Raw genomic sequence first — 23100 nt, forward strand, 5'->3', positions numbered from 1 at the left:
GGAAGATAGCCATAATTCTTGATAATGCGCGTATTCATCATGCGAAGCTCATCCAACCGTTTTTAAGTAGACATCTGCATCGCTTAGAATTGGTATTTTTACCTCCCTACAGCCCGGATTTAAATCTAATTGAAGGATTATGGAAATGGCTCAAATCTGACGTCATCCATAACGTTTTTTATTCATCGGTCTACGAGATTCAAAAAAATGTACAGGCTTTTATCCAGGAGTTAAATCGCACACCTGAAAAAGTGATTAATCGATTGTGCGTTCAATTGTAAAGCTTAAATTCAACTTATATATTTCCTAAATCTCACTTATTTCTTAATTCACTCATACCAATATAAAGCCTAATAACCTACCATCAAAAAATAAAGAAAACAGGTTATTTGGCTATTCATTTCGTAAACTTAATGCTCAAATTAGTTTTTTTCACAAAGTTAAACTTTATTAAGAAAAACTTAAAGAATTTCCCTCTATATTCATAAGAACTTTTTTCTATACTCAAAAATGTAAATAGACAAAAGGAGAAACAATCATGAAGAAATTTGTAATTTGCATACTAGGAATAGGCCTCCCTATATACTTACTACCTTTCATATTACGTGGAGATTTAGACAGATTTAATCCGATTGCTGAAGAAAAAAATGTATATGCCGTTGCGAAAGGATATGGTGTTCCAGATTATCATCATAAAGGAAAAGCTATGTACTCACTAAAAGCTGTTGACGAATTAAGTAATGAAAAAGAATATACAGTTGGAACGAACACGCCTAATGATTTTATAAGAAAAACTTACTTAAAAATTCATGTGAAAGGAAAATATGTGTATTCTTACGATATTATTTCTAAAGAAGATATTCCGGAGAAAATAAGGGGACAATTGGAGATAGCAAATAAATAAAAGAGCCAATTCATACGATTTGGCTCTTTATTCTCTCTCCCATCTACCGTTTGGATAATTCTTTCGGTAGATTTATTAAATTCGTTATCATTGTTCCAATAACCATTGTTCAATTACTTTTACTGTTTCATCTCGTTGTGCTTTTGCCGTAATTAAACTCGCATTATCACCTTTTTGCTCACCATACATGCCAAAATGAGCATGATTTCCCCCTTTTATCATGTGCATAGTTGTATTCTTTGACATGAACTTTTTATTGTTCTCTATTTTTTCTACAGTTGCTAAAGCATCTACTTCCCCATAAATTGATAACATCGGAATCGATTTTGTAGAAAAGTCATCTGCAGGATACGAACCTAAGAAAATAATCCCGTCTACCTTGTCTTCATGTTGGAAGGCATACTTAGAAATCATAGCTCCTCCCATTGAATGCCCTGCAACATACCATTTTTGAACTTCCGGATACTTTTCAATTACACTGTCTACCTCATTTATTCCAAGTATCGCTAAATTTAATGGTAACTTAGGCATTACTACAAAGTGCCCATCTTTTGCAAGCGCTTCTCCTAAGTAACTATAAGCCTCAGCTTCTACTTTAGCTCCTTGATAAAAAATAACCCCTACTTTCGCATCTTTCGCTCCAAAAACGATATTATCTTCATCTTTTTTATCATCTACTAACGACAAAGCCTCTTTCGTCGGTTTATAAGTAAACTGAGACCAAGTCAAAAAAGTAAAACTTCCTATAATTAAAATAGCTAGTAAAGAGTACAGCGTAATTTTTATCCATTTCTTCACAAAGATGACCTCCATAAGATGTATATATTCCATATTTCGGATTATCATTAACACACATAAAAACTCGAGCATTTTTATTGTGCTCAAGTTTTTAGTTCCGTCTTTAATTTATACTATAAATTGTCCAAGATAAATATGTAGCAAATGCAGACCATAAAAAATATGGTATTAGCAAACATGTCGATACTTTAGATAATTTGGAAGAAACCGCTATGAGAAGTAACGTAGTAATAGCGACAAGTAAACAATCTACTGTTGCTAAAAACAAATTCTTTTGGCTAAATTGAAAATAGCTGAACGCTTGATTGAATATATAATTTAAAAGGAATAAAAACCAAAATGTTTTTGGCTTGAATCCATAGTTTTTGTAAATAATTGCAACTGATAATGCAATAAGTCCAAATAATACAGCCCATATCATTCCGATTGTCATACCAGAAGGTGTCCAAGACGGCTTTTCTAACGCATCATACCAAGTACGATCAATAGGGAATAAAACACTAGAAACATAAAACAAACCATATGTTAGTAAAAATACTATAATACTAGATTTTTTCATAAACATTCTCCTTTTTACTAGAAGATTATAGAAACTTTATATGATTAGTATGCCCTTGTAATGGATAAAATTCTAATATTTAAATTCCAAATACATATTGTTTAACCTATTTTATACAAATTCTTTCATACTTTTATATGCACAAAGGGCTCTCTCTCGTGCTGCCTTATGATCAACAATCGGATAAGGATATGTATCCCCAAGCTTTATATTGGCCTTTTGTAAAATATGCGCAGGCGCTTCCCATGGTTTATGTATATATTTATTCGGTATATCGCTTAATTCTGGTACCCATCTTCTTATATACTCTCCATTTTTATCAAACTTTTCTCCTTGTGTGATGGGGTTAAAAATACGAAAGTACGGTGATGCATCTGCCCCACTTCCAGCAACCCATTGCCATCCCATTGTATTATTTGCAATATCAGCATCTAGTAGTGTATCCATAAACCATTTTGCTCCTTCTTGCCATGGAATTAACAAATGCTTTACAAGAAAAGAGGCTACAGCCATTCTTGCCCGATTATGCATAAAACCTGTTTGCCAAAGCTCCCGCATTCCCGCATCAATAAACGGATAACCAGTTTCACCCTTCTGCCATACGCTTAATAACTCCTCTTCCTTATCCCACGGGAAATTTTCAAAGCTCTTATTAAGAGGTTTAGATACTGTAAATGGATAATGATATAGTAAATAATAAGAAAACTCTCGCCAAATTAATTGACGTATAAAGCTATTAACTTGTTTTTCAAAAAGACTACATTGTCTTTCGGTACTTTTATTTATTAAGTAATGAAACATTAGCTTTACTGATATTTGACCAAATGAAAGATACGGTGCCAACATCGAATGGACATTTTGATCTGGAAAATCTCTTCCTTCACTATAAGAGGCTAATTTGCTAGAGAAAAATTTCTTGAATGTTTTATATGCCCCTTCTTCTGTCGGATCCCATATTGCTTCCATATGAGATGTCCACGGTATAGTCGGCAAAAAGTGTAATTCTGAAACAGATAAGCTTGCTGGCAAAGAGCTTCCCCACTTTATACTCTGCACTTTTCTAATAGGTTTAGGTATTACCTGCTTTTGAAATGCATTATAAAAAGGCGTAAAAACCTTATATTCAGTGTTATCCTTCTTTTTTATAATCCACGGTTCTAATAATAAATGCGAATTAAATTCCTTACAGATAATACCTTTATCCTCTAACATCATTTTCATTTTTTGATTAGATTGTACTCTGTCCGGATCATAACAAATATTCCAATATACAGCCGTTATATCTAATTGTTCTATGAGAGAAAGTATTTCTTCTTCCGTACGTCCTTTACGAATTATTAAAGTAGAGCCCAATGCCTCAAGTTGCTTCTTTACATCTTTTACAGCATGGTGTAACCACCACTTTGCCGCACTTCCTATTGAAAAAGTTTCATCTTGTATATATACCGGAAGAACCTCACCAGACTGAACAGCTTCAAATAGAGCTGGGTTATCATATAAACGAAAATCTTTTTGAAACATAACAATAATTTTATTTTGCATGGCTATCCCTTCTAATTCTTAAAGCACAATTCATTCTTTATGAGAACAAGTACTTCTGTTATTTTTAAAAGACTATAAGAATCATCCTTTTTATTTTATAATCTTCTTCACTATAAACATTGATTTTCTATCTCTCTAAGTACATCATTTCCTATATTATCTATCTTTTCATTTTTTATGGTGTTATATAAACTCTGTAAAACTTTTAACTCTGTTCTTAAATGTAAAATGACACTAGATAATATATATAACTTAGCTACACTCTCTTTTCCACACTTTTCTTCATATACTTTTTGAAGGGTAGTAAGATATAACGTCAGTTGAGAAATTTTAGTTTTTAGCTGTTCTAGAATTAATTCTTCCTCCCCATATTGTGCAAAAAGTAGCGCTTCATATATAGGACGATGCATATCCTCTTTCTTTATCATTTGCTCTAATAATAAATGCTCAAATTCTTGTTTACCACTTTTAGTAATACCGTAAATAGTCCTTTCAGGGCGTTGTTCATTACGAATAATATCAACAACCTCTATAAAGCCCTTCTTTTCAAGTTGCTCAAATGTATAATATAAAGAGCCTTTAGTAATTTTTATATAATATTTCATTTCACTATTTTTTAAAAGTTGCTGGACTTCATACGGATGCCTATTTTTCTCCATAAGAAGACCCAGCATAAAAAGCTTTGTATTCATAACTCTCCACTCCTTAATAACCTATACCAATAGTATAAGCTAAAAATAAGTAAAGAATCTTTTTGTTTTATAAAATTTATGACTTCAAATTCACTTTATTATCCTTTGTACCAGCTTTGGAATTTCCCATAAATAATATTGCTATAAACGAAACGATAATTGGAATTAAAGCTAATAGAAAAACAGTAGTAATTGAAGATGACATAGCAGCTATAATTTTTTCAAGAATAAACGTAGGGATACCGGATCTTACATCTGAGCGAAATATTGCACTTGGATCACCTAGATTATTTAACATGCTGGAACCATGTTCTATTCCCTTAAAAGCATCCTTTAAGTTAGCTGTAAAGGTACTATTTTGAATGGAGCCAAAAATCGTTACTCCAATTGTCATACCTAGTGAACGAAAGAATGAATTTGTCGAAGTAGCTGAACCACGGAATCTCGGTTCCATATTATGAATAGAAACTGTGGGAAGCAAAGAGAACGAAAATCCAACTCCAAATCCCGTTATAATCATGTATATCGTTAAAAGTACACGGCTTGTTTGCGGATCCATCGTTCCTAACAAATACATACCTACCCCAAAGGATATTATAGATAATAACATCAAGTTGCGGTAACTAATTTTCGTTTGAAATATTCCACCAATTGCACTACCTACTACAGAACCTAACATCATTGGGGTTAAAATTAATCCAGCATTAGTTGCTGTTCCACCATATACAGCCTGAACAAAAATAGGAATAAATACTGTTAAAATAACAAATGTTGCTCCATAGAAAAACGTAATAATTTGTGATATTGCAAACTCCTTACGCTTAAACATCCAAAATGATATTATCGGATCTTTCACTTTTCTTTCTACCAATAAGAAGCCAACAAAAAATACAATAAACGATGCAAATAACCCAATGATTTGTATCGAATCCCACTTAAATTCTTTTCCTCCCAATTCTAAAGCGAACATTAAGCTAATTACTGCTATGACGAGTGTTATCGCCCCCCACCAATCAATATTTTGCTTAGTAGGTGGATTATTTTCTTTATAAGCTTTTAAAATAAAAATTAATGACATTAGACCAATTGGAATATTGACGTAAAAAATCCAATGCCAATTAATATTTTCTGTTATATACGCACCTAATAAAGGTCCTAATACACTTGAAGAACCAAATACGGCCCCTAATAATCCAGTCATTTTCCCTCTTTTTTCAATAGGAAAAATATCAAATACAATGGTAAAGGCGATTGGCATCAGTGCCCCCCCACCTATACCTTGAATTGCACGATAAATACTTAGCTGAACAATACTTTGCGCAGTACCACATAATGCAGAACCAATTAAGAAGATTAATAAACCAAAAATATAAAACCTCTTTCTACCATACATATCAGATAATTTCCCGAAAATAGGCATACCCGCCATAACTGCAACCATATAAGCAGAAGTAACCCATATGAATTTATCCAATCCACCCAAATCTGAGACAATTGTACCAATTGAAGTGGCAACAATTGTATTATCCATTGCAGCCATTAAAATGCCTAGCATTAACCCAGCTATCACTAAGCGTAAGTTGCTCTCTTTTGCAACCATGCCTCTTCCCTCCTTTTTTCACACTCAATAAAATATATAGTCTAATTAAACTATATACTCATTATAGTCTAATTAGACTATTTTTCAATAAATCATAAAAAAAAATAAATCCCCCCAAATATATTGGAGAGATTATAATTGTAGAATTGCTTCCTATATAAAGTAATTAAAACCGTAAAAACTATTACTTTTTTATACTACCTTGATTTTGCATACATGCAACTTACTCATTTAGTTTTGGTCTAGTTTGTAAATATAAATTCAAATCCGGACTTGAACCTTTAATAATTATATCTCGAACAATTTTAGAAAGTACCATACTATATACTAATCCATTATCTCCATACGCATAGATAAAGTGACAATTTGGAAACTCTTCATACATTCCAATTATAGGTAAACCATCATGAGTACCACCATAAAAAGCACTTAAATAAAATTCAGGTTCAACTGTTATATTGGGAAAGAGCTTATTAAATTCATTTACTAATTTCTCTTTTTTATGGATTAATTTTGAATCTCTTTCTTGAGCAATGTTTGTATCTTCATCTAGCCCACCTATAATAATCCTGTTATCTGCAGTAGTTCTCATATAAATATATGGTCTCGCAGTTTCCCAAATGAGAGTACGTTTATACCAAGAAGATAAATCTTCTACAGGATTAGTAACAACTGCATATGAGCTAATCAGTGTAGCGTTCTTTTCCTTTTTAAATTCCAATCCTTCATATCCTGCAGCCACAATTACTTTATTGGCAGTAATAGAATTGCCCCCCTTTGTATAAAAGATAGCACATTCTTTCTCTAACTTTTTGCCAACAATCTCTGTATCTTCATAAATTTGAACTCCTTTATTAGAAGCTTGTTCTAATAAACTATGTGTAAATTTATAAGGATTTATTTCACCATCATTATACGTATAAATAGCTGCACGTTTTTTAAATGGATATCTCTGTCCAATTTGTTCCTCTGATAGCCAAGTCGCTTTAAAATCATGCTTATGTAAATAATACAGTTCTTTTTCTAATTTCTTTATATCCTCTTCATAACTTGCATAATATAAACTGTCACGTCGTTTAAAATCAGAGCAATAAGGCAAGTTTTGATCAGCATATTCAATATCATTAATAGCTTGTTCACATAATTTCATATGCTTAACTGCATACTCTTCTCCAAATGTATTTACAAGTTCAAAAAACATCTTGTCACCTAAATATTGAATAAGTGCTGTATTTGTAAGGTTACTTCCATGTCCTACCTTTCTTTTATCAACGACAACAATATTTGAATCTGATTCACTTAAATAGTATGCTGATTGAGCACCTGAACTTCCTGCTCCTATTATTAGTACGTCACATTTAATATCTTCGTCCAAACGAGGATAAGAAGGTGTATTAGAAAAAGTTGTGTTCCAATATAATTTCCCTTTCTGTAAATCCATTTAAAGTGCACCGTCCTAAATAAAATAGTTATATCCCCATCTGTATCTCCAAATCATTCTTACTATATACTTCTTATCAAATTTATTTTTGCTACCATTAGATTATTAATGCAATATTTTGTTCACCCATATATGGTATTAAACTAGGCTTATAAAAAGTTAATAGTATATATATTATTTATTTTCATTTAGAAATTTAAGAACTTGGTTAAAAGCTTCTTCACCTGCTGGAGTGTTCATTTTAAATTGAAATTCATGCGCTAACTCGCCAGAGATATTTTTATCAAAGAAAAGTGTATCTACAGGTACTCCTTTATTTTGTAAAGTAGAAGCTAATGCTTTACCTTGATCTTCAAATGATGCAGTATTTCCATCTGTGATGAACGTTGGTGGGTAATCTTTTGTAACGTGTTTATAAATAGAGGCGATTTCCATTTCAGGTAATGTTTCAAACTTCTTTTTCCCAAAGTAAGCCCAGCCAGTAGTACGCATAAAGTCTTGCACTTCTTTGGATGTTTCCATTTTAGCTAATGCAGGCATATTATACGGGCCGCAAAATAGCAGTATACCTTTAATTGTAGAAGGAGTAACAATAGCGTCAATTCCGGTTAATTTCGCATAATCTGGAGATGTTTGAATAGTAACAAATTGTCCAGATATTTGCGCTCCCGCAGAATCTCCTGCAAAATATAGGTCATCTAGTTTTACATTATATTTCTTTGCATTTGCTTTTATATATTCATAAGCCTCACCAAGTTGTAGTACTGGTGTAGGATACTTTCTTTTAGGAGCAAGAGCGTAATTTATATTTATCACTGTATAACCACGAGCAGCTAATTCTACTGCATAACCAGTAATGTCTGATTTATCTCCACCTACAAATCCACCCCCGTGCACCCAAAAAATAACAGGTGTTTTCCCTATAAAATTTTTGGGATAAATAATGTCTAATGTACCATCAGGAAATTTAGAATTATAATTGATATCTTTAACAATTCGTGTCTCTTTTAGAGCGTTTTTATAATTATTAGATTGAACAAACATTCCACCTTCAAATGCTTTTTTTATGAGAAACGCTTTCGGAATAGGTGAAACATTCCAGAAAATCCCCCCCGCAATAATCAATCCGAAAACAATAAAAAGAGTTAGCAACATTCTTTTTTTCCATATCATTTTAGGTTTTAACTGTTTTATTCTCATAATTAAAGAATCTCCATTCTTTTTAGCAATAATCTTAAAATAAAGTGAAAATTTAATCAGCCCTCACCAATAGGGCTACCCGTTAATGCGGGATAAATCACAATATACACTTCTATTTTACGATTAACTTTATTATCACCTGCTAATCCGTCCTTAAAATTTCATGCAAAAGGTTATATATTTTTATTATGTACATATTAGATATCTCCTATAAAACACATTAAAAATTCAAACAAAAAGAGCAAAAGATCCCCATTTATAGAAGATTTCTTTTGCTCTTTGTAAAGGACACAAGTCCAAATAAAAGTTGCTTATCTATCGATAACTTACACATAAAAATGCATTTGTTTCAGTACTTTATTAGCAGAAATTTTAACAACCGTTTCTTTTTCACCCGTTCTATCAATTATGAAACCATGAACTTTAACATCAGAAGGCACTAATGGATGATGACAAATCATATCTATACTCTTCTCAATATTTTCACTAACATTTTCTTTTCCACTTAGCCATTCATCAAGGCTACCACTTAAAAATTCAGGCATGCAATTTTCAAAGAGATAATCTAGTTCCCTGTTATTTTTTATGGAATCACGTTGAATTTGTAGATTAACTACATCAGTTTCTTTATCCTCTATTCCGACAACAAAAATTTCTTTAACATTTTCTTGATAAATAGCAATAATAATAGATCTCATTATATCTCCATAAGGATGTACAATTACAGAATCATAGCTGTGTATAGTCAACATGTTTTCTTGTTGAATATTAGTTACTTGTTGGATACTAGGCTCTATTCCGTGTTCAATGTCTGTTAATAATAAAACTTTTTTATTCTTTGAATTCATATGGAGCACTCCTTCTTCATTATTGTATTTATGAAACTTTTAAGCTAGTAACAATAATAATTGTTACCAGTTTTTCCAGCGTCCCTCAGGATCAACACTTGCAAGTCTAACCCATCCATTTTGAACTTTTTCTCGAAATGTGAAATCATTATTTAGTAAACGTTCTATATATTGAATAGGCGCTTGAATTACAATTAGTAAACGAAGTGGTGAATGATACGTCTCACTATCTGACTGCATAACGGATTGCCAAGGTAAGCCTGGCAACAAATCACTTGCATTTCCCTGCATAACACCAAGACCCGCCGTTACGGTTTGGGTTGTTTTATTTCCACTACCATAATAATGAGGAGCTACAGTTGAAGCGTAATATTGTAGATTTATCCACTGAGCTACTGTTCCTGGTCCTGCAATAATGTTAGCTAATATATCGCCACTTTCATCCTGTTTCCAATCATAATTATGGAGGAAAGCCCTACCTTCTAAGTCACAATCTTGAGTTAATTCCCGTTGCCCGATAATAAAAGATGCATTACGAGCTAATCCCCATTCTGGACGTATTTCACTCCAATCTTCTGCAAATCGATGTGCCTCTTTACTCGCATTTTTTATTTTCGTTTTTAAATTTGGTAATTGCGTTAAACGCTCTCTATTTGCATGTTGGCTCACATTTGGCATAATCGACTTGATACAATCAAATGCTTCTTGCGCAGTTTCCGAAAGTTCTGGGACGTAAATCCATTCCAATTCATCCACTGTTGTTTTATGTTCAGCTGCTGCAAAAATGGTATCCTCAGGAATTTTAATACCTTCAGCAAACAACGCCTCTCTCACTTCTGGAAGATTACATAAAGTAGCAAAAACTCTTGCATTGAATCCTCCTGCTGCTCCGCCACAAGCACCACACTCAAGTGCTGCAGCATAAGGGTTGTTCGTACTTTGACTACTATGTCCGCACATTACAATTAAAGGAGCAAATTTTTCTGTCAGTCCCACCATTTTTAAAGCTTGACGCACATAGTTCACTTTTTCTTCTTTCGTAAAACCGATAGGTATCTCACCCTTTGTGTCATGAACATGATTAAGCGAGAATGTTGTATCAGGTTTTTGTAACATAGTTTTACGAAGTTTACGAATGAAACCACCAACTCCTCTTGGGACAAAGCTTCTTGTCACCATCTGTAGACCAAGTAAAGGACCACTTAACTCAGGTAGCGCCATACTTGTCATTACGTTCTGTTTCATCGTTTTAAATGTATAACGTACCGAACTGCCTACCCTCTTACGCTGCTCATAAGATTTAAGTTCATTTTCATTTGTGAGCTCTTTTATTTGATGTTTCGGTTTAAGTATAACTGGCAAAGAAGGATGGTTGTTATTACTACCTAGTGCACTAGTTGCAATTGGTAAACCAAAGAAACCAGCTATTCCAAATGTTTCAAACGGACCTAATTTTTCAAGGTGGCGACGAAACGGTTCTGAACGTACATCAATACAAAATGCTAATTGAGCTAATACACGCTTTTTATCATTGGTTACACGTTGTTTAGAAGCAATCTTCTCTCTTAATTGCTCTGCATGCGTTTGTTCCCAAGCTTCCAGCCAAAGTTTCCTGCGAATATTTTCATCAAAACGATAAGCGAATGCTAATAATTCACTTTGTTCAGCAGCAGGCATTTGTAACCATTCCCGTGTTGAAATATTCCCCCAATAGATCCAAGAAGCTATAAGTGGGACGATCGGAACTTTTTTCTCAACCTTTTGATTTTTTAAAGGTAAATAAGGTTTTGCAATAGCCAGCTCCATAGAAATTCGAACTGCTAAATATTCTATGGGAAGTTCCTGTTCCTGAATTGATTGTTGTGAGCGCCATCGTATCATTCCTGCCCACCCAGGCAAAGAAAGCAAGTGCCCTTCAAGGTAAGATTGTATGTTAGATTCAGAAATTCCTAGTTCAGATAATACTCTCGCTAAAGCTACTTCGGCATCTTGTGGCCAATCTTTTAAAACTTTACGCTCATTTTTACTGAGCGCTGGATCAAATTTAATAAGGTGGTGCCATGCACGATAAAAACCTTTCTCTCGATTTGGCATCGTCCAACTTGATCCGGAGTCATCAAGATATAATTTACACCATTTAATAATATGATAATTAAGAATATCAGATAGGTTTTCACCATTTTGATTCTCTATAAGCGAACTTATTGGTTGCATAACAAAGGCTTTCATACTCCCTGTATTTATATAACTCATTTCGTCTGCCAGTTTATTTAATTCTGGCGATGATAATAGACTAGAAGGTAATTTTTCTAACTTTAAAGCCGCTTGGCAAAATCGCTCTACTTTCTCTCGCGGAATATGAAAAGATTGTGAATCCAGCCAACGAGACAAACTACTTTGTAAAAATGATTCCTCAATCTCACCTTTCGCTTTTGCCGAATGAATCATGGAAGTACTAGGATACATATCCACATTACGAGCTTCTTTTAACCAATTTGCAACTTGATCAAATGATTGCTTTTCAAGTCCCATCCAAGGATGGTGAGCTGCAAACGTAGAGATAGGCCAAAGTGGTGCAATAACTCGGCTAGCAGATGCAACTAAATCATTTATATTATTTTTTTGTATATCAATGTTTGTATCTTTCTTTAATATTGACGGTATGCTCATCACGAATTACCTCCCTTTGATACATAATGTTTCAGATAGCTTGGATGACTTTCTACTGACTTTCGTCTCGCCTCACCTACTCGAACTAACCAAAGATAAAGTACAGCGAATAAAGTAGAAGATTGATGACGAGTAACGAAAGTACTAATAACACTACTAAATAGTAAAATACATATAACAAAGATAACGGCTGGAGCTGAAGGTTGAACACTTTGATAAATATCAGTATGCAACCATTTATAAAGAGAATTATGAACAGTAAAGTAAATGAGAGAACATCCAATCAAAACAATTACGCCAGCAATTCGTCCCATTCTTCCCTCTCCAAAAACAACAAGCTGTTTCCATGAAAAGTATAGTGACCAGCCTAAGATTAACGCACTAACTAGTTGATACCCCTCTCCAGAAGTCATAAACCAGAAAGTAATTGCTATAAATAATCCTAAAACACGCCCGACTATAATCCATAAATTGGCCATCTTTTCATTAGACTGATTCACTACCCCAAAACGTTGCACTGAAGAACCAGCTTGTAAAAATAGTGTAGCTTTAAACAAACCATGTAAAATTAAATGAATAACAGCTGCTAAATAAGCGCCTAATGCACATTGAATAAGCATAAATCCCATTTGTGCAATAGTTGAACCTACTAGCTGACGTTTATAATCAACTTGGACTAAACTAATTCCTGTACCTATTAAGACAGAAATACTAGAGAAAATTAGTAAAATTATTTGTGCAATATCATCATGAAAAAGAGGTGAAAATCTAGTTAACATGATACCGCCAGCATTTACTAAACCCGCATGCATAATAGCAGAAACAGGAGTTGGAGCAACAGCAGACTCAATTAACCATCTTTGAAAAGGCCATTGTGCTGCTGGAATCATCACAGCTAATATAATTAATAAGTTAATTCCTGTTCTCTCCAATGTTCCATGTAGCGCTACATCTTCATTCGTTAAAACTGACGTTAACTGCCACTGTCCAGTTACTTGAAAAAGCCAAATGATAGCTGATAGCAACGCAATCCAACTTATTGTAAATAAATAGCCAGAGATTTTAGTTGCTTCACTAACTACTTTCCACCCTTTATTTAGTCCTATGAGTAGAACCAATCCTATAAGCGTTGCTCCCCAACAAATGATCATTAAGCGAAGATCATCACTTAACCATGCAACCGAAGATACACCTGTAGTAAATGTAAAAAGTGCAAAGTATTTTCGATATGAGCGATCTCCCATTAAATAACGTACAGAGAAACGCTGAATGATTAAACCAATTGTAAGAACAAAGAAAGCCATTAACCAAGCTAAAGTATCTAGATGCCAAGGCCCCACAACTCTATCTCCATTGTTATTAACAAGTGCGAGTAAAGAAACCAATGAAGGCAAAGCAGCGATACCAATATGGATATGAACAAAACGTAAAGGCATCCTTGCATTTAAAAACAATAATCCACTTAGCCAAGAAGCACTAAGCGCCATAAAAAATAAAGTTAACAGTGTTGATGAACTCAGCGAAATTAACATGTTAAATACTCCCTTCTAAGCGAAAATAGCCTATAAAAATTCCTTTTAATTACGATAGTTTTTTAAATTTCAATTTTCATTCACTCTTTTTAGTGCATCGTTTTTTCCCATAAAAAAAACCGACAACTTCCATAATTCAATGATTTTATATCATCATTGAATTATGGAGATTGTCGGTTTCACTTCAACTAACTTCAATAAAGTTTTTTGAAGAGCTCCCATTTTATAGAGGATAATAATGTATGTATTACTCCTGTTAAAAAGAAATGTATATTTCTGATCTCCTAGATTATGCAATCAATATATCAATTTATGTTATACGCTATCTTTTAATTAAGAAACTTTTTCATTTAGTCAATATTACATATTAAAAAAATGCTAAAGCCTTAATTATAGCAAGCTGTTAAAATGAGCATCTATCAATTTTTTAAAACAATTATAAGATAAACCATATTAAGCAGTTTGTCAATTTCTTTATCCGTTTTTTAAGAGTTATTAGAATTAAGATTTATTATACCTAAATAACTTCAAGTTTTTAATTATTAGCCTGTTAATAAAGTGCAAAACTTGTAGGTTTCTTAATCCTTCCACTAACCTTAAGGTATTTTTAAAATTTCTCCTCAAGATTATGAAGCAATTTAAAAATCATTACTCGTTCGCCTGTACGGGAGCTTATATCCGTATGAAAGCTTTTCACTTTCTCTCCAGTTAATTCTAGTATAATCTCTTTCAGATCATCAATTCCAGATTCAACTAGCTCCGAACGATTCTTCTTTATCGTTAGCATACCTTCTTTTGTTTCGCAAACACTATATTCAGCCGGCGTTAAAACACCTTGTAAATTTACGATAATCATATCCCGTAATATATCTGTCTTAACGGATATAGACCCGCGTCCTAGGTAGTCCTTTTCCCAGTGAGTAATTGCTTTGCTTATCTCTGATTCAATAGCGCCTTTTGAGCTTTTCATCTATGTATCCTCCTTCAATAAAATAAATTTACAATAACAATATAATAATCCGGATTGATTTTATTTTCAATTATTGAGAAGAATTTATTGGGATTGCAAAAAAGAACTCTTATAAAGTGAAACTTTAATCAGTGGAGGTTTTCTTCATCCCCCACTGATTATCAGCCCTCACCAATCGGACTTTTATGGGCAGTTGATCCTCCCCTACCTAACTTCTTTGCTTTCGCTGAATTTTGAGGTAGGGGTCTTACTGCCCATTAAAGTGGGATAAATTTACGAGTCCTTTTTATATTGTTTCGGTCAATCAATCTTTTAATTGTTGTAGGTGGATTTTTTCATGTCTCCTTTAATATCTTTACAAAATACAGTTAAGTTCATAAACAAAAAGAAAAGCAAATGACCTTAATTATTAGATCCCTTGCTTTTCTTCCATCATATACTTTCTAAACTACTCTATAAACGATTCTAATTACTTGCCTTACTTTCAAGTTTTTGAGTTGCCACTTTTTTAGGCATGAAACATGCAAAGATTAATGCTACGAAAGATAAAAATAACATGAATAGATACGCATCACTTGAGCCGAAAATAGAGGATAATTTAGCTAGTTGAATAGCTGTAATGTTTCCATTTTCTAAAGATAACTCTGAAGCGTGTGAAGTTGCTTGAGTTGTATATATAGTAATAACAACAGCTGTTCCAATAGCACCGGCTAATTGACGAACCGTATTATTTACGGCTGAACCATGTGAACCTAATTCTCTAGGTAAAGCATTTAGTCCTGCTGTATTTAAAGGCATTGAAATGAAACTTAACCCAATCCGTAAAAGAATAGTACGCACCATTACATACATATACGTTGTGGATTCAGTTAAATCAATTACCCCCCACATCGAAATAATGATAAATACTAACCCTGTAATAAAGAGTGGTTTTGCTCCGTATTTATCATACATTTTACCTGTAATTGGTGATAAGAATGCATTAATGACCGCTCCAGGTAATAGAAGTAAACCTGATTCAAATGCGGTAAAGCCTCTTCCGTTTTGTAAGTAAATCGGTAAAAGAATTAAATCAGCATACATAATCATCGTGATAAGTACATTGATCACTGATGTAAGAGTAAAAATTTTATACTTAAATACGGATAAATTTAATAATGGATCGTTAGACTTTATTTGACGTAAGCAAAATAGCGTTGTAACAAGTACCCCGGTAATAATTGTCGTAATAACAATCGGGTGATCCCATCCCTTACTTCCTGCACTACTGAATCCAAATAAAACACAACCAAAGCCAATCGTTGATAAAATGACACTTACAATATCCAATCTTGCTTTTGTCGTATCTGCAACGTTCATTAAATATTTTAGCGCAAGAATAATGACGATGAATACAAATGGAGCTAATCCAATAAATAACCATCTCCATGATACATATTCAATGATAAAACCAGATAACGTTGGAGCAATGGCTGGCGCAAAAATCATAGCAAAGCCGATAGTTCCCATAACACTCCCGCGCTTTTCACTAGGATATAAATATAAAATAACTGTCATCATGAGCGGCATAATAATTCCTGCCCCAATTGCTTGAATCATTCTTCCTGTTAATAACATGCCAAAATTGATGGCACCGGCACATAGTAATGTTCCGATTAATAAAAAAATCATTGAGCTAATAAATAATTGCCTCGTTGTAAAACGTTTCATTAAAAATGCCGTAATTGGCACTAAAACACCGTTTACGAGCATAAAACCTGTTGCTAACCATTGTACAGTTGTAGCTGTAACATCAAATACTTCCATTAAGTTACTCATTGCCACATTAAGTAACGTCTGGTTTAATGTTGATAAAAAACATCCAGCAATTAGTACAAGTAATAAAATTTTCTTATTTTTTTCTGTTATTCCCTTCTCCATTTGTAAACTCCCTTTTTCTATAGTTGCATTATCGACACAGTGTCGATAAAATTCATAGTAACAAAGATACATATTCCTGACCATGAACAATTTTGTTAAAAATGTTCATTAATCGACATTGAAAATATGCTATGTCGAGAAAGTCAAAGAAAAATCTATAAAGGAGTTTCAAAATGTCTACATCTAAAAAAGAGGATCCTCGTACACTTCGTTCAAGAGAAATGTTTAAAAATGCCGTCTATTCCCTTTTACAAGAGGAATCCACTATTTCAAATTTAACAGTCCAGAAAATTGCAAACGAAGCTGGATTAAATCGGACAACATTTTACTTACACTATCAAGATATTCAGGATTTACTCATGCAACTCACTGATGAAATTTTAAACGAACTTTCTAATAAAATTACCGCTTTAATACACGTAAGCAATTTATCAGAAAAACAACAGCTAACACAATTGCTTGATTATTTATATATTCATCGAAATTATTTATCTGTTTTATTTAATATGAATCATTTTGAGGAACAATTATTTCTATTAATAAAGAAATTAGTAGAAACGCGCAGAAATAATAGTGAGACAGAGCTACCCAAAGATTATGTTGCCATTGAGATTAAAACCGCTTCATTGGTAGGAATCATTATGTGGTGGATAAAAAACGGACTTCATTTTAGTTCAGATTATATTACAAACCAAATTTATTTCATGTACAGAGGACAATGATTGCAGGCTATTTACTAATAGAATGAGGTTAGAGCATATGAGCCCTATTTCGCTACGGAGAAAAACGCGAATTTCGTACGCTAAGAGAATTTGACTAAAAAAAGTGCCCCTCGATTGTTTGTTAGACTTTGTTTAGCAATCAGGGTGCACTTCACATGTAATATAAGCTTTTTATCTGTTGGCAGTTTGTTTGATCAATTCACTTTTACTATCTCTTTGCAGCATAATTCTCCCCACCGCTATAAGAATGGTAATAATTGAAGTGCAAAGAAGAATATTCATATCGTGTGATAGATTTCCCCCACCAAAAATTATTGTTTGATATCCGTCAGCTACATAAGTTCCAGGGAAAAGAGAACCGACAATTTGGTAAAAATTGGATAGCAACACTTTTGGAACAATTACTCCACAAGTAACTAATTGTACTGACAGCGATATGATATTAAACATCATACCAGCAGGACCAAATAGAACGATAAACATTTGCGTTACGCTTAAAAAAGAGAAAAAGACAAGAGTTTGGAATATCCATGTTTCAAACAAGCTTGTATTCAATTTAACATTAAATAAGGTCATTAATAATAACGTGATAATAGCTAAAATAACAGATACGACAATGTTAATAACTTGTCTTGATAAAAATATAGACCATTTTCCGTGCGTGTTTTTTAATATTGTTGCAACAATATTAAGATTTAAACTCATAAGCATCGCTCCAACCCATGAAGCAAGAACAATTAAAAATGGAATCATGGTTGCTGCAAAGCCATCTGTATTGTTTGTTTTTTCGACAGATGATTGCACAGAATCAATGTTTAATGAACTCATAGCTTTCGTAATGTTTTCTGATAACTTTTGGACCAATTCTTCTGACGGCATCACTGTACTTAATTCGTTAGATAGGTTAGATGAAATAAGCTTTTGTTTATACGCATATACATTTTTATTAACTGTTTGCGTAATATCCTTTGCCGCGCCTTCCATAATCTGTTTTGCCAAAGATGAGTTTGCTTGATTGATGAAATAGTTAATCTCTGTAGTATTATTTTCTTTCAATAGGCTTGAGAAATTTGCAGGAATTTGAATAACCATATCTAAGTTCCTGTTATCCATATCTTTTTGGGCGTGCGTTACCGAGCTATAGCTTTTAACTTTAAAGGGTAGATTTTCCTTCAAGCTTTTTTCAATATCGGTTCCCATTTGATTATCTTCATTAACTAATCCGACTTTTAATTGGTTTACCCGATCCGTAACACCATCGTATGCAGTCATCCACACACAAAAGAAAATTAACAGAAAGGCAAATGCTGTTGCAATTCCAATGAATGTTGGAGGGAATTTAAAGAAATTTTTTAAAGTTTTCATTGTCGTACTCCTTGTTGTTTTATTATAGCAAGTACTTACTTGCATTAGGTACAAAAAAAAGACCTAGGGAGTTAGCCCCCTAGAAAATAGTTGGACACTATGTTTTAAAAAAATCTCTTTTGAATTGGAAAATAAATTGTCACCAAAGCGTGAGTTAGAAAGAAAGTAACCGAAATTCATCCAAATAAAGTTCATCGCCTGAGCTTCCATATCAGTTTCAATAAGCTTTCCCTTTTCTCTCATCTCAATGAAATATGAAACCAAATTATCTTTTAATTGTTTAGGAATTAATGCAATTTTTTCTTTGAGCTCTGGGAACATTTCAGCTTCCTGAAAACTAATCAAAATTAAATCCTTTAACTTTTCTATATATGCAAGATATCCTTCTGCAATAGATAGCAAGTCATCTTCAAGATTCCAAGTCATCTCTCCAGGCATTAATTTATTCAATTCCATATCACGCGATAAAGATTCGACAGCTTTTTCCATAATATTCTTTTTGCTTCCAAAATTCCGAAAGATCGTTACTTCGTTTACGCCCGCTAGTTCCGAAATCGAGCGTGTCGTCGTTCCCTTATAGCCATGAGTGCGGAATAATTCTAAAAAAGCCTCAATAATACGTTCTGATGTATTTGTCATTTCATTCACGTTTCATCCAACTTTCACATAATCTTTATCCAAACCCGAATGTAAGTATTCACTTGCACAAGTAGAATAAACCTTTTTGATCCAAAAGTCAACTTTATAAAAAAAGACGATTTCTTTATTGTATAGGAAATCGTCTTTTGGCTTAATTATTGATTTAGTAATAAAAACACCTTTTTAAAATAACTATGTTTATACTATAGCCGTTGATCTTTTTGGAAGTTTAGACGAAAATGATCCTCGTCATTATATACCCCAAATTCATACCCTTGCTCTTTATAAAATTTAATAATTTCAGGAAGAGCTTGTAATGTTTGCGCCTTTTCATGCATTAATACAACTTCAACTTCTTCTGTTGTCTGTTTCTTTACATTTTCGATAATCTGAATGGGATTATCTTTTAATTTCCAATCATTTGAATCTATCGTCCAATCCCAAACTTTTATTCCTGCTTCTACAATTTTGTTACGAATGTCCTCGCCCTTTAATCCTGGTGCAGATCCATATGGGGGACGGACTAGTTTAGGAATTGTACCCGTAATATTATGAATAAGAGCTAACGTTTCTTTCATCTCCGTTACAAATTGTCCTTTTTTGTATAGCTTATCACTATTATGTGTCATACTATGAGCACCAATATAATGTCCTTCTTTTACCGCTCGTTTTACGTTTTCCTGAAAACCTGTATTTTGTAAATTGCTACCTTGCATAAAAAATGTCGACGCAACATTTTGCTCTTTTAGTACATCTAAAAACTTCCCAGTTAATTCGCTAGGACCGTCATCGAATGTTAAATAAACAACCTTTCCTACCGGTTTTCCATCAGGTCTTTTCTGTTTTGCCGGTGGTGTTTCTTTTTTCTTTTCTTGTTGTTGCGTGTTAACTTGATTACTACTTTCGTTAGCTATTCCCTTCGCTGGGATAGAGTTCCATTTTCCAATTAAAAAGAAGGTGAAAAAGGTCGTTGCTAAAACAACTCCTAGAGATATTATTACCTTAGTTAGTCGACTTGTTTTTTTCTTACTTTGTGATTCTTTCATTATTTTTCGATCCTTTCCCTATTAATTTTTATATTCATTATTTATACAGCTGAGCATTAACTCCAGCTGATGTTTACAATAAATAGATTAATAGAGGAAGATGAAGATAAAATGCAGATAATGTCGAATTTAGTTAAAGAATAACGTATGGCATCCACTCTTTAAAAAAATATTTGTTTCTCTACTACAGTTAAATTTGAAAACTGGATATACACCCAAAATAAAAGATACTACTCTTTCTAAACAATATTTTTATATCAAGATAACAACATACTGGTATAAAGATAAAATACAAAGATAGCCGTACTATTGAAATTCTATTATAATTTTGTAATTGGAATTCATTTGAACCAAATGAAGAACTAGAAGAAATATTATTATGTGGAGGTGCCCCGATGAACCTTGTAATTAGAGAGTTAGAAACAAATGATTTAGATAATCTCCCGGAGATTGATGACAGTTTTATAGTGAATGCTCGGTTAATTCTTTCTCTTTCCAAAGGAAATAAACGTATAGAATATACAGTAGAAGACGTTCCAAGTTATGAAAAAAGTTATTTACAAAATCAAGATGATAATGAAGAACTGGCTTACAATGAATATATAAATAAACCTAATCAAGTCATTTACATAGCACTGTTACATAACCAAATCATTGGATTAATGGTATTGAAAAAGAATTGGAACCACTATGCTTACATAGAAGATATAACGGTAGATAAAAAATATCGTACACTCGGAGTTGGTAAAAGATTAGTTGATCAAGCAAAGCAGTGGGCAAAAAAAGGAAATATGCCAGGTATCATGCTTGAAACGCAAAATAATAATGTCGCAGCATGTAAATTTTATGAAAAATGTGGATTTGTAATTGGTGGGTTTGATTTTCTTGTTTATAAAGGTTTGGATAAGACAAGTGATGAAGTTGCAATTTATTGGTATATACATTTCAAATGATAATAGTTTATAACGTAAAAAACTCAAAATAAAACCCCAATTTCTCTATACTAAAATCGAGAAATTGGGGTTAAGTTATTTAAAACAAATAACTAATTAATAATCCTGCTGACAACAAGAAGCCGAAAATCGTATTTGTCATCGCTGTTGATTTCATTGCGATGCGCATATATCCAGGATCCTTTGCCCCTTTTTGGAAACTTTGAATCGCAGAAATTGGCTTTCTCAAACCTAGGAACATAACTAATGCCCAAGGGCTTATATAACCCATTAATACAATTACGGCAATCCATAAATACGCAATGAAAAAGGCTACCGCTAGTGTTACCACAGCTTTTTCTCTCCCAAGGAGGATTACTAATGTCTTTCTTCCACCTTTAATATCTTCTTCGATATCTCGGATGTTATTTGACATATTGATTGCACCTACTAAAATTCCAATTGGAATGGAAATCAATACACTTTCAATCGTTACAGTATTCGTTTGAATAAAGAAAGCAATGATTACAAAACATGTCCCCATTAACAGCCCAGAAACTAATTCTCCAAACGGAGTGTACGCAATTGGTAATGGACCGCCTGTATATAAATAGCCAACTGCCATCCCAATTAAACCAATGACAACTAACCACCAGCTGCTATTCATACAAATATAAATGCCAATAAATGCTGCTACGACATACAATAAAAGCGCAACTGTTAACACATTTTTTGGCTTCAATCCATGACGGACAATTCCGCCACCGATGCCAACGGATTCAGCGGTATCTAATCCACGTTTGAAATCATAGTACTCATTAAATAAGTTCGTTGCTATTTGCAGCGCTAAACATGCAAGCATCATCGCAATAAATAAAAGCCAATCAATTTTGGCAACATAAAGTGATGCCACTGTCCCTAAAATTACAGGAGAAAACGTCGCCGTTAATGTATGCGGGCGCGTCATCTTCCATATTAATTTAGCGGAACTAATTTCTTTTTCTGTCCCCATAACTCTGTCCAATCTCCCAACATTTGAAGTATAAATTACTAGCAGTATCTTTCTATCTATTCCCTGCCACGCATCCATTCATTATATCAATAAATGATTATCCTTTCTAACAAATCAACTTTTAATAAAGTAAAAATTATAAAATGAAACTTTACCATCTTCACATAATATTCTGTATTATTTCTAAGAGTGGTTTTAAAGCGATGCGATAAGTAAATGAAATACATAATAAAAAAGAGTCACTCCCCTATAAGATAGAAGATTGACTCTTTCCTTTATTTACTCCCCTGTTTCAGAGAATCGCTTTATACGTTCACCAATTTCATCACGAACACGTTGAAATTCGGACCACTCTTTTCCTGCTGGATCATCAAATCCCCAATGAACACGATTTACATGCGGCGGAGTAGATGGACAAACAGAATCCGCATGACTACACAGCGTAACGACTAAATCAGCACTATTTAAAATGTTTGCATCAATTATATCTGATGTTTGATTTGTTATGTCGATATTTACTTCGTTCATTGCTTTAATTGCATTTGGATTTACTCCATGTGCTTCAATTCCTGCAGAATATACATTCCATTTATCACCTAAATATTGTTTGCCCCACGCTTCTGCCATTTGGCTTCGGCATGAATTTCCTGTACATAAGAAATAGATTGTCTTTTTGTTTTCCATGGTATTTTCCACCTTTATTTTATA

21 protein-coding genes are annotated in these 23100 nt (G+C 33.2%); 4 read left to right on the top strand and 17 right to left on the bottom strand.

Going from position 1 to position 23100, the window contains the following annotated elements; all coding sequences use genetic code 11:
* Together ATL10_RS13470 and ATL10_RS13475 are read left to right on the top strand one after the other, a co-directional pair.
* On the top strand, positions 1–281 hold a 281-nt coding region (locus ATL10_RS13470), incomplete at its 5' end, for a transposase (RefSeq protein ID WP_181419326.1).
* Between the two features lie 257 nt (positions 282–538).
* On the top strand, positions 539–904 hold the full coding sequence (locus ATL10_RS13475) for a YxeA family protein (protein ID WP_000714887.1): 366 nt from the start codon (positions 539–541) through the stop codon (positions 902–904).
* 87 nt (positions 905–991) lie between these two features.
* Here ATL10_RS13475 and ATL10_RS13480 read toward each other — a convergent pair whose 3' ends face one another.
* From ATL10_RS13480 to ATL10_RS13535, 12 genes are all read right to left on the bottom strand, one after another.
* Complete coding sequence (locus ATL10_RS13480; protein WP_000758821.1) at positions 992–1702, bottom strand: alpha/beta hydrolase; 711 nt, start codon at positions 1700–1702, stop codon at positions 992–994.
* Positions 1703–1805: 103 nt separating this feature from the next.
* Positions 1806–2261, bottom strand: coding sequence for a TspO/MBR family protein (locus ATL10_RS13485; RefSeq protein ID WP_142669955.1), 456 nt, complete (start codon positions 2259–2261; stop codon positions 1806–1808).
* Between the two features lie 111 nt (positions 2262–2372).
* The gene (locus tag ATL10_RS13490; RefSeq protein WP_110497007.1) at positions 2373–3803 is read right to left on the bottom strand and encodes a cryptochrome/photolyase family protein; all 1431 of its coding nucleotides are present in this window, start codon (positions 3801–3803) and stop codon (positions 2373–2375) included.
* 110 nt (positions 3804–3913) lie between these two features.
* Entirely contained in the window at positions 3914–4495 is a 582-nt protein-coding gene (locus ATL10_RS13495; protein WP_001093176.1) for a PadR family transcriptional regulator, read from the bottom strand.
* Positions 4496–4571: 76 nt separating this feature from the next.
* Positions 4572–6095: an MDR family MFS transporter gene (locus ATL10_RS13500; RefSeq protein WP_110497009.1), complete on the bottom strand. Its 1524-nt coding sequence runs from the start codon at positions 6093–6095 to the stop codon at positions 4572–4574.
* A 223-nt stretch (positions 6096–6318) separates the two neighbouring features.
* Positions 6319–7536 carry an NAD(P)/FAD-dependent oxidoreductase gene (locus ATL10_RS13505; RefSeq protein ID WP_097924013.1) on the bottom strand — a complete coding sequence of 406 codons (1218 nt, stop codon included), beginning with the start codon at positions 7534–7536 and terminating at the stop codon, positions 6319–6321.
* Positions 7537–7710: 174 nt separating this feature from the next.
* Positions 7711–8736, bottom strand: a complete 1026-nt coding sequence (locus tag ATL10_RS13510; RefSeq protein ID WP_097924015.1) for an alpha/beta hydrolase — start codon at positions 8734–8736, stop codon at positions 7711–7713.
* Positions 8737–9062: 326 nt separating this feature from the next.
* A complete protein-coding gene (locus ATL10_RS13515; protein ID WP_097947003.1) occupies positions 9063–9584 on the bottom strand; it encodes a carbonic anhydrase in 522 nt (173 codons plus the stop codon).
* A 63-nt stretch (positions 9585–9647) separates the two neighbouring features.
* Positions 9648–12254, bottom strand: coding sequence for a DUF2309 domain-containing protein (locus tag ATL10_RS13520; protein WP_110497011.1), 2607 nt, complete (start codon positions 12252–12254; stop codon positions 9648–9650).
* The gene (locus ATL10_RS13525) at positions 12254–13786 is read right to left on the bottom strand and encodes an NADH dehydrogenase subunit 5 (protein ID WP_075720374.1); all 1533 of its coding nucleotides are present in this window, start codon (positions 13784–13786) and stop codon (positions 12254–12256) included. The genes ATL10_RS13520 and ATL10_RS13525 overlap by 1 nt, the downstream gene beginning before the upstream one ends.
* Before the next feature lie 607 nt (positions 13787–14393).
* Positions 14394–14756: a Na-translocating system protein MpsC family protein gene (locus ATL10_RS13530; RefSeq protein WP_072938919.1), complete on the bottom strand. Its 363-nt coding sequence runs from the start codon at positions 14754–14756 to the stop codon at positions 14394–14396.
* A 465-nt stretch (positions 14757–15221) separates the two neighbouring features.
* The gene (locus ATL10_RS13535; RefSeq protein WP_000410730.1) at positions 15222–16676 is read right to left on the bottom strand and encodes a DHA2 family efflux MFS transporter permease subunit; all 1455 of its coding nucleotides are present in this window, start codon (positions 16674–16676) and stop codon (positions 15222–15224) included.
* A 173-nt stretch (positions 16677–16849) separates the two neighbouring features.
* Here ATL10_RS13535 and ATL10_RS13540 point away from each other — a divergent pair, with 173 nt between their 5' ends.
* On the top strand, positions 16850–17398 hold the full coding sequence (locus tag ATL10_RS13540; RefSeq protein ID WP_098399045.1) for a TetR/AcrR family transcriptional regulator: 549 nt from the start codon (positions 16850–16852) through the stop codon (positions 17396–17398).
* Positions 17399–17569: 171 nt separating this feature from the next.
* Here the strand turns inward: ATL10_RS13540 and ATL10_RS13545 are convergent, their stop codons facing one another.
* The 3 genes from ATL10_RS13545 to ATL10_RS13555 form a co-directional block, all read right to left on the bottom strand.
* On the bottom strand, positions 17570–18763 hold the full coding sequence (locus tag ATL10_RS13545; RefSeq protein ID WP_080451119.1) for a YhgE/Pip domain-containing protein: 1194 nt from the start codon (positions 18761–18763) through the stop codon (positions 17570–17572).
* 63 nt (positions 18764–18826) lie between these two features.
* On the bottom strand, positions 18827–19411 hold the full coding sequence (locus tag ATL10_RS13550; RefSeq protein ID WP_001004645.1) for a TetR/AcrR family transcriptional regulator: 585 nt from the start codon (positions 19409–19411) through the stop codon (positions 18827–18829).
* 194 nt (positions 19412–19605) lie between these two features.
* A complete protein-coding gene (locus ATL10_RS13555; protein WP_061660773.1) occupies positions 19606–20448 on the bottom strand; it encodes a polysaccharide deacetylase family protein in 843 nt (280 codons plus the stop codon).
* Between the two features lie 395 nt (positions 20449–20843).
* Here ATL10_RS13555 and satA point away from each other — a divergent pair, with 395 nt between their 5' ends.
* The gene (gene satA / locus ATL10_RS13560; RefSeq protein ID WP_001054993.1) at positions 20844–21401 is read left to right on the top strand and encodes a streptothricin N-acetyltransferase SatA; all 558 of its coding nucleotides are present in this window, start codon (positions 20844–20846) and stop codon (positions 21399–21401) included.
* A gap of 79 nt (positions 21402–21480) precedes the next feature.
* Here the strand turns inward: satA and menA are convergent, their stop codons facing one another.
* Positions 21481–22392 carry a 1,4-dihydroxy-2-naphthoate polyprenyltransferase gene (gene menA, locus ATL10_RS13565; RefSeq protein ID WP_000536367.1) on the bottom strand — a complete coding sequence of 304 codons (912 nt, stop codon included), beginning with the start codon at positions 22390–22392 and terminating at the stop codon, positions 21481–21483.
* A 279-nt stretch (positions 22393–22671) separates the two neighbouring features.
* A complete protein-coding gene (gene arsC, locus ATL10_RS13570) occupies positions 22672–23076 on the bottom strand; it encodes an arsenate reductase (thioredoxin) (RefSeq protein ID WP_000428354.1) in 405 nt (134 codons plus the stop codon).
* Positions 23077–23100: the final 24 nt, after the last annotated feature.

The sequence above is a fragment of the Bacillus sp. 196mf genome (genome assembly GCF_003217275.1).
Classification (GTDB): Bacteria; Bacillota; Bacilli; order Bacillales; family Bacillaceae_G; genus Bacillus_A; species Bacillus_A thuringiensis_S.